The 14,261-nt window shown below is 62.3% G+C and carries 12 protein-coding genes; 10 read left to right on the top strand and 2 right to left on the bottom strand.

Annotation, left to right across the window (positions count from 1 at the left end; genetic code table 11):
* Positions 1-147 precede the first annotated feature (147 nt).
* The 6 genes from ACF8GB_RS19550 (at position 148) to ACF8GB_RS19525 (ending at position 7,190) form a co-directional block, all read left to right on the top strand.
* Complete coding sequence (locus tag ACF8GB_RS19550; protein WP_392527498.1) at positions 148-1,527, top strand: OprD family porin; 1,380 nt, start codon at positions 148-150, stop codon at positions 1,525-1,527.
* Between the two features lie 69 nt (positions 1,528-1,596).
* Positions 1,597-3,207, top strand: coding sequence for an ABC transporter substrate-binding protein (locus ACF8GB_RS19545; protein WP_058637481.1), 1,611 nt, complete (start codon positions 1,597-1,599; stop codon positions 3,205-3,207).
* An 88-nt stretch (positions 3,208-3,295) separates the two neighbouring features.
* On the top strand, positions 3,296-4,306 hold the full coding sequence (locus tag ACF8GB_RS19540; protein ID WP_058637549.1) for an ABC transporter permease subunit: 1,011 nt from the start codon (positions 3,296-3,298) through the stop codon (positions 4,304-4,306).
* A gap of 9 nt (positions 4,307-4,315) precedes the next feature.
* Entirely contained in the window at positions 4,316-5,242 is a 927-nt protein-coding gene (locus tag ACF8GB_RS19535) for an ABC transporter permease subunit (RefSeq protein WP_144964415.1), read from the top strand.
* An 11-nt stretch (positions 5,243-5,253) separates the two neighbouring features.
* On the top strand, positions 5,254-6,222 hold the full coding sequence (locus ACF8GB_RS19530; protein WP_058637479.1) for an ABC transporter ATP-binding protein: 969 nt from the start codon (positions 5,254-5,256) through the stop codon (positions 6,220-6,222).
* The gene (locus ACF8GB_RS19525; protein WP_058604386.1) at positions 6,222-7,190 is read left to right on the top strand and encodes a peptide ABC transporter ATP-binding protein; all 969 of its coding nucleotides are present in this window, start codon (positions 6,222-6,224) and stop codon (positions 7,188-7,190) included. The genes ACF8GB_RS19530 and ACF8GB_RS19525 overlap by 1 nt, the downstream gene beginning before the upstream one ends.
* Positions 7,191-7,411: 221 nt before the next feature.
* Here the strand turns inward: ACF8GB_RS19525 and ACF8GB_RS19520 are convergent, their stop codons facing one another.
* A complete protein-coding gene (locus tag ACF8GB_RS19520; protein ID WP_078479070.1) occupies positions 7,412-8,311 on the bottom strand; it encodes a hypothetical protein in 900 nt (299 codons plus the stop codon).
* 211 nt (positions 8,312-8,522) lie between these two features.
* Here ACF8GB_RS19520 and ACF8GB_RS19515 point away from each other — a divergent pair, with 211 nt between their 5' ends.
* The 4 genes from ACF8GB_RS19515 to ACF8GB_RS19500 all read left to right on the top strand — a co-directional run bounded on the left by ACF8GB_RS19515 (position 8,523) and on the right by ACF8GB_RS19500 (position 12,294).
* Entirely contained in the window at positions 8,523-9,323 is an 801-nt protein-coding gene (locus ACF8GB_RS19515) for an AraC family transcriptional regulator (protein ID WP_058637477.1), read from the top strand.
* 63 nt (positions 9,324-9,386) lie between these two features.
* Entirely contained in the window at positions 9,387-10,793 is a 1,407-nt protein-coding gene (locus ACF8GB_RS19510) for an FAD-binding oxidoreductase (RefSeq protein WP_196126873.1), read from the top strand.
* A 28-nt stretch (positions 10,794-10,821) separates the two neighbouring features.
* Positions 10,822-11,163 (top strand): cupin domain-containing protein, encoded by a 342-nt coding sequence (locus tag ACF8GB_RS19505; RefSeq protein WP_058604382.1) that lies wholly within the window; start codon positions 10,822-10,824, stop codon positions 11,161-11,163.
* Positions 11,164-11,214: 51 nt separating this feature from the next.
* Positions 11,215-12,294 (top strand): polyamine ABC transporter substrate-binding protein, encoded by a 1,080-nt coding sequence (locus ACF8GB_RS19500; RefSeq protein ID WP_027913706.1) that lies wholly within the window; start codon positions 11,215-11,217, stop codon positions 12,292-12,294.
* Positions 12,295-12,403: 109 nt separating this feature from the next.
* Here ACF8GB_RS19500 and ACF8GB_RS19495 read toward each other — a convergent pair whose 3' ends face one another.
* Positions 12,404-13,993, bottom strand: a complete 1,590-nt coding sequence (locus ACF8GB_RS19495; protein ID WP_058637475.1) for a peptide chain release factor 3 — start codon at positions 13,991-13,993, stop codon at positions 12,404-12,406.
* Positions 13,994-14,261: the final 268 nt, after the last annotated feature.

Genomic DNA, 14,261 nt, shown 5'->3' with positions numbered 1-14,261 from the left:
CGTGGCGCGCAGGTGGGGAGACCCGCGCGCCATGCCTGACCATCGTCCGCTTCAGCCTCGGTGATCCCGGGGCGCTCCAGGCAACACGGCAACACCCACCCGGCCCACAAGGCCGGCAATAACTAGAAATGAAAAGGAGCTTCTATCGTGAGACTGTTCAATTCGAGCGCGCTGGCGTTAGCCATAGGCGCGGCAACCTCCACCGCCCACGCCGACCCACAGAGCCAAGCCTACCTGCCGCTCACCGTCGCAGCCCAAAGCGCCCAGGCGCAGGCCAAGGGTTTCGTCGATGGCCAGAGCTTGAGCGGGACGACGCGCAACTGGTACGCCCGCGAACGCGCCACCCGCGCACCGCTATGGCGCTACTACAAGAGCGACGGTACCCGTCACCCCACCCACACGCGTGAAAACTGGGTGCAGGGCACCATCCTCAATTACACCTCGGGCTTTACCCAGGGCACGGTGGGCTTTGCCGTGGAGGCAGCCGGCTACAATGCCATCGCCCTGCAGCAGGATCGCGAAGCGATTGCAGGGCCCAACAACCGTACCCTGACCCACAGCGACGGCGATGCCATCGGCCAGTGGAGCAAACTGGGGTTGGGTAACGTCAAGGCGCGTATATCCAATACCACCCTGACCCTCGGTCGTCAGGCCGTCGATACCCCGATGATCGCTTTCATCGGCAACCGCGCCCTGCCCTCCAGTTTCCAGGGCGCGTTCCTGCACAGCGCTGAATTCGACAACCTGACGTTCGACCTGGGTACCTTCGACCGGGTATCGCCACGTACCGAGCAGAGCCTGAGCAAGTTCCGCAGCGAATACGGGGCGGCCGGGGTGGAAACCGACCGCGCCAGCACGGTCGGTATCAACTACCAGCCCCTCAAGAGCCTGACCACCAGCCTGTACGCCACCAAGGTCGAAGATTTCTGGAACCAGTACTATTTCGGCGCCAATCACCTGTTCGGCGACAGCGCCGTGCTCAGCCTGTCCACGGGTCTTAACTACTACAAGACGGTGGACGCCGGCAGCCGCAAGATGGGCGACATCGACAACGACACCTACAGCCTGTCGCTGGGCCTGACCCATCAGGCCCACACCCTTACCGCCGCCTGGCAGCAGGTCAATGGCAACGAGTATTTCGACTACCTCCACGAAACCAACGGCATCTACCTGGCCAACTCGCTGCTGTCGGACTTCAACGGCCCGAACGAGAAATCGCTGCAGCTATCCTATGTGCTCAACATGGCCTACTACGGCGTGCCAGGGCTGAAATTCAACCTGTACAACGCGCGTGGCTGGGGCATCGACGGCACCCATTACCGAGGCAGCGCCTACGACGTCCAAGGCCTCGATGGCGAGACCCATTACGAGTGGGGCATCGGCACCAGCTACGCGGTACAGAGCGGACCGCTCAAGGACACCAGCATCCGCGCTACCTACACCACGCACCGCGCAAGCAAGGCACAGGGCGATGGCAGCCTGAATGAATTCAGGCTCGTGACCACCATTCCGTTCAACATCCTCTGACCGGCCGCCCGGCCCGCTTGCCAGCGGGTCGGGCGTCAGGCTGGAGCACAACGCAGGGAGAATTGATCCATGCAAGCTGTGACCAAGAAGACATCGGCACTGCGCCTGTTGCTGGCAACGCTGATCCTGGGCAGTACGTCTCAGCTGGCCGCCAAGCCGCTGGTGGTGTGCACCGAGGCCAGCCCCGAAGGGTTCGACGTGGTGCAATACACCACGGCGGTGACGTTCGACGCTGCAGCTGAAACCCTCTTCAACCGCCTGGTGGACTTCAAGCCCGGCACCACGGATGTACAACCAGCCCTGGCCGAGCGCTGGGACATTTCTGCCGACGGCCTGACCTATACCTTCCACCTTCGCCGTGGGGTCAAGTTCCACACCACCGACTATTTCAAGCCCAGCCGCGATCTGAACGCCGACGATGTGCTTTGGAGCTTGCGCCGCCAGCTTGACCCGAACCACCCCTGGCACGACAAGACCAGCATCGGCTACCCCTACTTCGAGAGCATGGCCTTCAAATCGTTGCTCAAGTCGGTGGACAAGACCGACGACTACACCGTGGTGATCACCCTGACCCGGCCCGAGGCGCCTTTCCTGCGCGACATGGCCATGGGCTTCACATCCATCTATTCCGCCGAGTACGGCGATCAGTTGCTGGCAGCCGGCAAAACGGCAGAGCTCAACAGCAAGCCAATCGGCACCGGGCCGTTCATTTTCCAGCGCTACAACAAAGATGCCCAGGTGCGCTTCAAGCCCAACCCGGACTACTTCCGTGGCAAGCCGCCCGCCGATGCCCTGGTTTTCGCCATCGCCACCGACAGTAACGTGCGCCTGCAGAAGTTGCGCGCCAACGAGTGCCAGGTTGCGCTGTATCCCAAACCGGACGATGTGCCGTCGATCATGGCGGATCCGCGCCTGAAGGTCGCGCAGACCGAAGCGCTGGTGACCGGCTACATTGCCATGAACACCCAGCATCCGTACCTGAGTGATGTACGCGTGCGCAAGGCGATCAACATGGCATTCGACCGCCAGACCCACGTCGACCAGCTGTTCGGCAAAGGCAATGCGCTGGTCGGCATCAACCCGTATCCCCCTTCGATGATCGGCTACAACACCGCCAACCAGAACCCGCCACGCGATCTGGACCAGGCGCGTGCGCTGCTTAAACAAGCCGGTGTGCCCCAGGGCACGGTCATCACCCTGTTCACCCGCAATGGCGGCGGCCCGACCAACCCAAATCCGCGACTGTCCGCCGAGATGCTTCAGTCCGACCTGGCGCAGATCGGCCTTAAGCTGGATATCCGTGTCATGGAATGGGCCGAAATGCTGCGCCGTGCCAAGAAAGGCGAGGCGGACCTGGTGTCCAGTGGCTGGGCCGGCGACAACGGCGACCCGGACAACTTCCTCACCCCCTTGCTTAGCTGCGAGGCGGCCAGCAATGGCGAGAACTATGCACGCTGGTGCAACTCGAAATTCCAGGCACTGATCACCCGCGCCCGCGAGGTGAGCGACAACGACGAGCGTGCCAGGCTCTATAGCGAGGCATTGACGGTGTACGATGAGGACCAGCCCTGGATCAGCATGGCCCACCCCAAGGTGTTCACGGCCATGCGTGACAACGTGGAGGGCTACGTGATCAGCCCCCTGACCAGCAACAACTTCGCTACCACCCGAGTGAAGTAGAACAACAACGACCGCCGTTGCCCTGTGGGCAATGGCGGCTCTGCCGTGGCAGGTACCTGCCATGCGGCCTGATGAGGTAACTGCGACCATGTTGAGTTTTATTGCCCGGCGCCTCGGCCTGTTGATCCCGACCTTTTTCGGCATCACCTTGCTGACCTTCGCGCTGATACGCCTGATCCCCGGTGACCCGGTGGAAGTGATGATGGGCGAACGCAGGGTCGACCCGCAAATGCATGCCGAGGCCATGGAACGGCTAGGCCTGAACAAACCGTTGCCAGCCCAGTACCTGGACTACATCGGCAAGCTGGCCCAGGGCGACCTGGGCGAGTCGCTGCGCACGCGCGAGAGCGTGTGGAGCGAGTTCACCACCTTGTTCCCGGCCACCCTCGAACTGGCCATGGCCGCCTTGCTGTTCGCCGGCGTGGTCGGCTTGCTGGCCGGGGTGATCGCCGCGCTCAAGCGCGGCTCGCTGTTCGACCATGGGGTGATGGGGATTTCGCTGGCCGGCTACTCGATGCCGATCTTCTGGTGGGGCCTGATCCTGATCATGTTCTTCTCAGTGAGCCTGGGCTGGACCCCGGTATCCGGGCGCATCGACCTGCTCTATGACATCGAACCCAAGACCGGCTTCATGCTCATCGACACCCTGCTCAGCGATGAAGAAGGCTCGTTCAAGGATGCGGTGATGCACCTGATTCTGCCGGCCATCGTCCTCGGTACCATCCCGCTGGCCGTGATCGCGCGCATGACGCGCTCCTCCATGCTCGAAGTGCTGCGCGAGGACTACATCCGCACGGCGCGCGCCAAAGGGCTTTCCCCGGCCCGGGTCGTGTTCATGCACGGCTTGCGCAACGCCCTGATTCCCGTCTTGACCGTGTTCGGCCTGCAGGTCGGCACCTTGCTGGCCGGTGCAGTGTTGACCGAAACCATCTTCTCCTGGCCGGGCATCGGCAAATGGCTGATCGAAGCCATCGGTGCCCGTGACTACCCCGTGGTCCAGAACGGCATTCTGTTGATTGCCTGCCTGGTGATCCTGGTCAACTTCGTCGTGGACATTCTCTACGGCTTGGCCAACCCACGCATCCGTCATCAGCGCTGAGGCCCCGTCATGACCAACCCGACTGCAAAAAACCTGTCCCCGGTCAGCCCGGTGGACCAGAGCCTTCTCTACCCCTCGCCCTACAAGGAATTCTGGCAGGCATTCGCGCGCAACAAGGGCGCGGTGATGGGCCTGGCGTTCATGTGCGTGGTGGTGTTCTGCGCGCTGTTTGCGCCCTGGGTCGCACCCCACGACCCCAGCGAGCAGTACCGCGATTTTCTACTGACTCCCCCGGTGTGGCTGGAGGGCGGCACCTGGCAGTTCATCCTGGGCACCGATGAGCTTGGCCGCGACCTGCTCTCGCGCTTGATCCAGGGGGCGCGCCTGTCCTTGCTGATCGGCTTGTCATCGGTGGTGATATCGCTGATCCCCGGCATTCTGCTCGGGTTGCTGGCAGGCTTCTTCCCGCATTTCGTCGGCCCTTCGATCATGCGCCTGATGGACGTGATGCTGGCCCTGCCCTCGCTGCTACTGGCCGTCGCCATCGTCGCCATCCTCGGCCCTGGCCTGATCAACACCGTGATCGCCATTGCCATCGTCTCGCTGCCCTCGTACGTGCGCCTGACCCGCGCCGCCGTGATGGGCGAGCTTAACCGCGACTACGTCACCGCCGCCCGGCTGGCAGGTGCTGGGCTGTGGCGCCTGATGTTCGTGACCGTGCTGCCCAACTGCATGGCGCCGCTGATCGTGCAGGCCACCTTGAGCTTTTCCTCGGCCATTCTCGATGCCGCCGCCCTGGGCTTCCTGGGCCTTGGCGTGCAACCCCCGACGCCAGAGTGGGGCACCATGCTGGCCTCGGCCAGGGATTACATCGAGCGCGCCTGGTGGGTGGTGAGCCTGCCGGGCCTGACCATCCTGCTCAGCGTACTGGCGATCAACCTGATGGGTGATGGCCTGCGCGATGCGCTCGACCCCAAACTCAAGAACGCCGCCTGAGGAGCACAGCCATGTCTTTGTTGCAGATCAACAACCTCAACGTGCGTTTTGGCGACGCGGACGCCGTGCCGGTGGTGGACGGGCTGGACTTGCAGGTTCAATCCGGCGAAATCCTGGCCATCGTCGGCGAGTCCGGCTCGGGCAAATCGGTGACCATGATGGCCCTGATGGGCCTGATCGAGGCCCCGGGTCGGATCACCGCCGATGCCATGACCTTCGACGGTACCGACATGCTCACCCTCAGCGGCCGGCAACGGCGCAAGGTGGTGGGCAAGGATATCGCCATGGTCTTTCAGGACCCGATGACGGCCCTGAACCCCAGCTACACCGTGGGCTATCAGATCGAAGAAGTGCTGCGCCAACACTTGGGCCTCAAGGGCAAGGCGGCGCGGCAACGGGCCCTGGAACTGCTGCAGAAGGTCGAGATCCCGGCCGCCGAGAGTCGCCTGGACGCCTATCCGCATCAACTGTCCGGCGGCATGAGCCAACGGGTGGCCATCGCCATGGCCATTGCCGGCGAGCCCAAGCTGCTGATCGCCGACGAGCCGACCACGGCGCTGGACGTGACCATCCAGGCGCAGATCATGGAGCTGCTGGTCAACCTGCAGCAGGAGCGCAACATGGCCCTGATCCTGATCACCCATGACCTGGCGGTCGTGGCCGAGACCGCGCGCCGGGTGTGCGTGATGTATGCAGGCCAGGCTGTGGAGGTGGGCCAGGTGCCAGAGCTGTTCGACATCCCTGCCCACCCCTATACCGAAGCCCTGCTGGCGGCGATTCCCGAGCACAGCCTGGGTGCCGAGCGATTGGCCACCCTGCCCGGCATCGTTCCGGGCCGCTATGACCGCCCCACGGGTTGCCTGCTGTCGCCACGCTGCCCGTATGTGCAGGACAACTGTCGACACCAGCGCCCGGCCCTGGACCCCAAAGCCCAGAGCCTGGCCCGCTGTTTCTACCCACTGAACCAGGAGGTGGCGTGATGGCCGTCGTTCTATCGGCCCGGGACCTGACCCGGCATTACGAAGTCTCCCGCGGGTTGTTCAAGGGCCATGCGCTGGTACGCGCGCTCAATGGCGTTTCGTTTGAGCTGGAGGCGGGCAAGACGTTGGCGGTGGTCGGTGAGTCCGGTTGCGGCAAGTCGACCCTGGCCCGCGCCCTGACCCTGATCGAGCAGCCCACCTCAGGCTCGCTGCAGATCGCAGGTACCGAGGTAACCGGTGCCAGCAAGGTCGAGCGCAAGCAACTGCGCCGGGACGTACAAATGGTCTTCCAAAGCCCTTACGCCTCGCTCAACCCGCGGCAGAAGATCGGTGACCAACTGGCCGAGCCGTTGCTGATCAACACCACGCTGAGCAAGGCGCAGCGGCGTGACAGGGTGCAGAAGATGATGGAGCAGGTGGGGCTGCGCCCGGAGCATTACCAGCGCTATCCGCACATGTTCTCGGGTGGACAACGCCAGCGTATCGCGCTGGCACGGGCCATGATGTTGCAGCCCAAGGTGTTGGTGGCCGACGAACCGACGTCTGCGCTGGATGTGTCGATCCAGGCCCAAGTGCTGAATTTGTTCATGGACATGCAACAGCAGTACGGTACCGGTTACGTGTTCATCTCTCACAACCTGGCGGTAGTACGGCACGTGGCCGACGATGTACTGGTCATGTACCTGGGCAGACCGGCGGAGATGGGGCCCAAAGCCGATATCTACGAAAAGCCGCTGCATCCGTATACCCAGGCCCTGCTGTCTGCCACACCCGCTATTCATCCAGATCCGTCCAAACCGCGTATCCGCATTGCCGGCGAGCTGCCCAACCCGCTCAACCCGCCGGATGGCTGCGCTTTTCACAAACGCTGCCCCTACGCGACCGATCGCTGCGCCAATGAAGTACCGGCGTTCAGGCAGGTGGAGACCCGGCAGGTGGCTTGTCACTATGCGGAGCAGTTTCTCTAATGAAGGTATGGATCGGCCGGTCCGGCGGGCCGGCAAGACCGCTGCCAATTCACTGGCTTTCAGAACCGGTGCAAGACGACAGATCGACAAGTAAGACATAAACGAAAAGGGCCGCTAAGCGGCCCTTTTCGTCAGTGCATGAACAGTGCAATCAGAATGATGATTGGAATCGGTACACCCAGCAGCCATAGCAATATCGAGCGCATGTTCGTTCTCCTTACTTAGCGTTGAATAGTGCGGTGAGCGACGTAGTCGCCTTCAAGCCACTGGACCTGGTCGCGACGACGACCACCGTACAGCGCGGCGAGGCTGGCGAAGAAGGCGCCGCACAGAAGGGCCACGAAGGTCCACAGGGCAGTCCAGGCAGCCACTTTGGCGGCGGTGTCTGCAGCCTGCTTGGCATCGGTCTTCAGTTGTTGAACTTGAGCCATGACTTGGTCGACGCGCGCTTCAGCTTCCGGCTGGGACAGGCGGGTGCGCTGGGCAACCAGCTGCGCCAGGTAGGCACGGTCTTCAGGTGCCAGGGCGCCGTCCCCGGCGAGACCTTTGGCCAAGATGCGAGCGGCAACACCATTGGCCGCATCATCGCTGACAGGCGCTGGGCCCTCGCCACGGAACAGGCCGTCGACGAAGTAGTCCAGGGACTCGTCCGAGGCATTGGAGGCGGCAGCACCACCGGCAGCGGCGGTCATGCCGGCCGCTTGAGTCGCTGCACTGGCACCTGCACCGACGATGTTGCCGGCGGTACCCAGTACCAGCATGGCCGTCACCAAGGTAGCCACGGCCCACGACAGGAAGCCGTGTGCAGTGTCGCGGAAATACACTTCGTCACCGTGCAGATTGGCCCATTTCACGCGCAGACGGCCGGCAATGTAGCCGCCCATGCCCGAAGCGATGATCTGGGTCAGCAGCAACCAGACAATGGTGGAAATACCCAGGGCTTTGGCACTGGCCCCTTCATCTGCCCACGGCGAGGTCGCGGCAAAGCCGAGCCCTGCACCGAGCACTACCAGAAGGAGAGAGATGGCAGCAGCACCGGCTGCGCCAGCGAAGATCGCTGCCCAGGAAACACCTGAGCGGCTTTGAGTATCGACAACGGGATAGTCGGCAGATGAGATCATGATGTGGTCGCCTGTGTTGTTAGCGAGAAGTCCATTCGCGCATTAAACGTTGCAGCCGCTGTGCCAGTTGCCATAAAAAATCCCGCCCTTTTAAATCAATGAGTTACAAAAACAGGTTAATTATTGATCGTGCAAAATGCGCGAATCGGCCTCTAGCATCAGGTGTTCTGCAATTCTTGTCGCCACGCCAGGGAACAGGCATGATCCTGCCATGACCCTGCCCGATGGCCCGTCCCAGACGCCGATCACCGCCGACACCGTGATGCGCTACCACCTGTGCTGGAAGTATCGCGATCTCGATGGCGTGATGGCGCTGTACCACCCCGACATTCAATACCACGACTTCTTCCAGAATCGCGTGCTGAGCCATGCCGAGCTGCGTGCGTACGTGAGCGCCTGCCTGCCCCATGCCGCCGGCGAGGACATCGTGCACAGCGACCGTATCCGCGTCGATGGCTGTACGGCGTACATTCAGTACCAGGTCACCGTGCAGGGCGGGGACGGCCTGGTGGCGTTCCAGTCCAGCGAGGCGATCACGGTAAAGGACGGCCTGATCTGGCAGGTCAATGAGTACGCCACACTCGTGCGTCAGCAAAGTGCCGGCAGCACCCGTCGTACTTCTCGGCCCGCCACCAGCCGGCTAGGGCTGTCCCCGCGTCAGTTGTCGACCATGGCGCAAGACCTTGAGCACTACTTCCAGCGACAACGCCCGTACCTGGATCCTGAGCTGAGCCTGCAACAGGTCGCTCAGGCCAGCGGTTACAGCCGCAATCAGATTTCCTACCTGTTGAACCAGGTGCTGGGCCAGAGCTTTTATCGCTACGTCAACCAGGCACGCCTGCAGCACCTGATGACGATCCTGGCAACTGACAACGGCCAGTCGTCCATCGATGACCTGGCGTTCAACGCCGGTTTCAACTCGCTGTCCGCGTTCTACAAGTGCTTTCGCGAGCATACCGGGCTGACGCCCAAGGCCTACCTCAAACAGATTTCCTCGCGTGCACGCACGTAAGACAACCGCTGCCGTTGCCCACTAGCATCGCTCCATCACCTGATCGCTTGTGGAGCCCGGCCCATGCAGCCCCTGCGTACCCTCAGCTTGTGGATGGACCAGCTGCAAGAGCCGCTGCGTGCGCGACCTGCCCTGCGTGAAAACGTCGAGGCAGACGTCTGCATCATCGGCGCTGGCTACACAGGCCTGTGGACCGCTTACTACCTCAAGCGCCAGGCGCCGCACCTCAACATCGTGGTGATCGAGGCCAACATCGCCGGGTTCGGTGCCTCGGGGCGCAACGGCGGATGGCTGATGGGCAATTTGCTGGGTGAAGATCGCCTGCTGGCCAGCCTGTCGCCGCTGCAGCGCCGCGCCAGCATCGACCTGCTGCATGACATTCCGGACGAAGTACAGCGTGTCTTGCACCGCGAACAGCTCGATTGCGACTACCGCAAGGGCGGCGTGTTGTACTGCGCGGCGCGGTATCCCGAGCAGGAGCGAAGCCTGCGTGCCTACCTGGACCACTTGTACAACCTGGGCATGACCGAGGACGATTACCGCTGGTTGCGCCCAGCACAGCTGCAGGGCCAGTTGCGCGTGAGCAACGCCTATGGCGCCATCTACAGTCCGCACACGGCCACGATACAGCCGGCCAAGCTCGTCCGTGGCCTGGCCAGCGTGGTCGAGGCCATGGGGGTGCCAATTTACGAGAACACACCGGCGCTGGACTGGCAGCCTGGCGAAGTGACCACCCCGTTGGCACGCCTGCGGTGCAACTGGATCGTCCCGGCGGTGGAAGGCTACGCCGCCAGCTTGCCGCCGTTGGGCAAACACCAGTTGCCGGTTCAGAGCCTGATGGTGGCCACCGAACCCTTGCCGCAAGCCACGTGGGCGCAGATCGGCCTTGACCAGGGGCAAGCCTTCAGCGAGGGCAGCCGGCAAGTGACCTATGGTCAGCGCACCGCCGACGATCGCCTGGTGTTCGGTGCCCGAGGTGGCTACCGCTTCGGTGGCAGGTTACGCGAGGACTTCAACCTCCAGGCCCATGAGATCGAGCTGCGTCGCTACCTGTTCAGCGAGCTGTTTCCACAACTGCGCCATGTGCGCATCACCCATTCGTGGGGCGGCAACCTGGGCATGGCGCGGCGCTTCCGGCCGCACATGCTGTGCGACCGCCAGCGGGGTATCGCGTTGGCAGGTGGCTACGGCGGCGAAGGCGTAGGCGCGACCAACCTGGGCGGTCGCACCCTGGCCGCACTTATCCTGAATCAGCAGAACGCGCTTACCGGACAGCCCTGGGTACACGACAACAGGCCGCTATCGAGCTTGGCCAGCTGGCCTGCGGAGCCCAGCCGCTGGCTGGGGTACAACGCCATCATCCAGAGCTTCGTCCACGAGGATCGCACCCTGGCCAACCCCGCGACACCGCCATGGAGACGGCAACTGGCCACCAAGCTGGCAGATTTCATGGAAGGCTTCATGCACTGATTCTTCACCCAAACAGGATCGACCTGTCATGAGCATCACTCAGTTCAAACGGGCAGACAGCGCCGTTTTACAGTCCAGCAGCCCTGTTGCCGTACCCCTCGGCCAGCCCGTGGCGGTGACATCGATCACGTGCGTGCAACGCAGCGATGGCGTGGAAACGGGCATCTGGGAATGCACCCCAGGGCGCTGGCGACGGCAAATCACGCAACAGGAGTTCTGCCATTTCATCAAGGGCCGCTGCACTTTTACCCCTGACGATGGCGAGCCCCTGGTCATAGAAGCCGGAGACGCATTGATGCTACCGGCCAACAGCACCGGCACCTGGGATATCCAGGAAACCGTGCGCAAGACCTACGTACTCATCTTCTGATCCGCTGATCGCCTGCCTTCGATAACAACACACAAAGCAAGGTGACCCGACATGCGCACGCTAATCATCGCCCCCTTGATGCTGGCCGCCAGCGTGGCCAGCGCGGCAGAAACCGTCAAGATCTACAACTGGTCCAGTTATATAGCGCCCGACACTTTGAAGCAGTTCCAGCAAGCCACCGGCATCGTGCCCACCTACGACGTCTACGACAGCAATGAGACCCTCGATGGCAAGTTGATGACCGGCAATTCCGGCTACGACGTGGTGTTTCCCTCCAACCATTTCATGGCCCGGCAAATCCAGGGCAAAGCCCTCAAGCGGCTGGACAAGTCGCAGTTGCCCAACTGGAAGAACCTCAACCCGGTGCTACTCAAGGCACTGGAAGGCAATGATCCGGGCAACCAGTACGGGTTCCCGTACCTCTGGGGCAGCACGGGCATTGGCTACAACATCGACAAGGTCAAAGCCGTATTGGGCGACGACGCGCCGGTCGATTCCTGGGACCTGATCTTCAAGCCGCAGTACATGAGCAAGCTCAAAGGGTGTGGCGTGGCGGTACTGGACAATGGCCCCGAGTTGCTGCCCATCGCCCTGCACTACCTGGGACTGCCCCACCACAGCCAGAACCCGGCCGACTATGACAAGGCCAAGGCGCTGCTGATGCAGGTGCGGCCGTACATCAGCTATTTCCACTCATCCAAGTACACGGCGGACCTGGCCAATGGCGACGTCTGCGTCGTGGTCGGGTTCTCGGGGGATGTGCTCCAGGCAAAAAATCGCGCCGAGGAGGCCCACAACGGGGTCAAGGTCGGCTACTCGATACCCAAGGAGGGGGCGCCGATGTGGTTCGACATGGTGGCCATGCCCGCCGATGCGCCGGACGAAAAGGCCGGGTATGCCTACATGAACTACCTGCTGGAGCCGCAGGTGATGGCCGCCATCAGCAACCACGTGCAATACGCCAACGCCAACCTGCAAGCCGATGCGCTGGTTGACCCGGCGCTCAAGGCCAACACCATGATCTATCCGAGCGAAGCGGTGATGGGCAAGTTGTACGCGCTTGAAGCGATGCCAGCCAAGATTGACCGTATCAGGACACGTATCTGGACCAGTGTGAAGGCGGGCAACTGATACCTGCCCTTGCGGGGGCGGCGTCAAACGGTTGAGATGAGCGAGACGGGCGTCGAGCCGCCCTCTTCGCCCAACGGCCTGGCCACCGAAGTGGCCGGGCCCTTTACGCTCAGTGGTGCTCGCGCGTGGCGCGGAACTTGACGTCAGGCCAGCGCTCTTCCATCAGCGACAGGTTGACCCGGGTAGGGGCCAGGTAAGTCAGGTGCCCGCCACCATCGATGGCCAGGTTCTCCATGGCCTTGTTCTGGAATTCCTCCAACTTCTTCTTGTCATCGCAGGCGATCCAGCGCGCCGACCATACGGTGATGGGCTCATAGGCGCACTCGACCTTGTACTCTTCCTTCAGGCGACTGGCCACCACGTCGAACTGCAGCACACCGACCGCACCGAGGATGATGTCGTTGCTGCGCTCGGGGAAGAACACCTGGGTAGCACCTTCTTCGGCCAGCTGCTGCAGGCCCTGACGCAACTGCTTGGATTTCAGCGGGTCTTTCAGGCGCACGCGGCGGAACAGTTCCGGGGCGAAGTGCGGGATACCGGTGAAGCCCAGCGCCTCGCCTTCGGTGAAGGTGTCACCGATCTGAATGGTGCCGTGGTTGTGCAAACCGATGATGTCGCCGGCGTAGGCTTCTTCGAGCTGCTCACGCTCGGAAGAGAAGAAGGTCAGCGCATCACCGATGCGCAGGTCCTTGTTCAGCCGCACGTGGCGCATTTTCATGCCCTTTTCGTACTTGCCCGAGCAAATGCGCATGAAGGCGATACGGTCGCGGTGTTTCGGGTCCATGTTCGCCTGGATCTTGAACACGAAGCCGGTGAATTTCTCTTCCACGGGCTCGACGGTACGCTCGTGGGCAACACGGCCCAGCGGGCGCGGCGCCCAGTCGACGACGGCATCGAGCACGTGGTCGACACCGAAGTTACCAAGTGCGGTACCGAAGAACACAGGGGTCAGTTGACCGTTGATGAATTCGTCCTGGTCGAACGCGTGGCAAGCGCCCTGCACCAGCTCCAGCTGCTCGACGAACGCGTCGTACTGGTCGCCCAGGTGAGCGCGGGCTTCGTCCGAGTCCAGCTTGCGAATGATCCTGGCTTCGGTACGCTCGTGGCCATGGCCCGGCGTGTAGACGATGATGTAGTCACCGGTCAGGTGGTACACACCCTTGAAGTCACGGTAGCAGCCGATAGGCCAGGTAATCGGCGCGGCCTTGATCTTCAGAACGGCTTCGATTTCGTCGAGCAGTTCGATCGGGTCGCGGATGTCACGGTCGAGCTTGTTGATGAAGCTGACGATGGGCGTATCGCGCAGGCGACACACGTCCATCAGGGCAATGGTACGCGGCTCTACACCTTTACCGCCGTCGAGCACCATCAGCGCCGAGTCCACGGCCGTCAAGGTGCGATAGGTGTCTTCGGAGAAGTCTTCGTGGCCGGGGGTGTCGAGCAGGTTGATCATGTGCTCGCGGTACGGGAACTGCATCACCGAGGTGGTGATGGAGATGCCGCGCTGCTTTTCCATTTCCATCCAGTCGGAGGTGGCGTGGCGGTCGGACTTGCGCGACTTCACGGTGCCGGCGACGGAGATGGCCTTGCCCATCAGCAACAGCTTCTCGGTGATGGTGGTCTTACCGGCGTCGGGGTGGGAAATGATGGCAAACGTGCGTCGGCTGTTGACTTCGTTGACAATTTTGCTGTCGGACATCGTTCTGGATCTCGATTGTGTACGCTGTTATGTACACAGCTGAAAAGGTGCCCTTGGCCAATTGCTAGAGGCCAGCGCAGGAAATCGCGCATTGTAACAAATGCTGGGCAGGAGCGCCCGGTTTGCCACCCTGCAAACGCCGCCTTCCCACTCCCCGTATTGAGCCCGAAACCCTTGCTGGACGGGCTAATGGCAAATTGGTAGCGTCGGATTTGTACAGCCATTCCATGTCGCATTTTTAAGGGCTCGCCTAGGCCGCTGCGTCGTC

The organism is Pseudomonas sp. xss_4, assembly GCF_043104125.1.
GTDB lineage: Bacteria > Pseudomonadota > Gammaproteobacteria > Pseudomonadales > Pseudomonadaceae > Aquipseudomonas > Aquipseudomonas parafulva_B.
The sequence above is the reverse complement of the archived record's forward strand: the minus strand, read 5'-3'. Positions and strand labels throughout refer to the sequence as shown.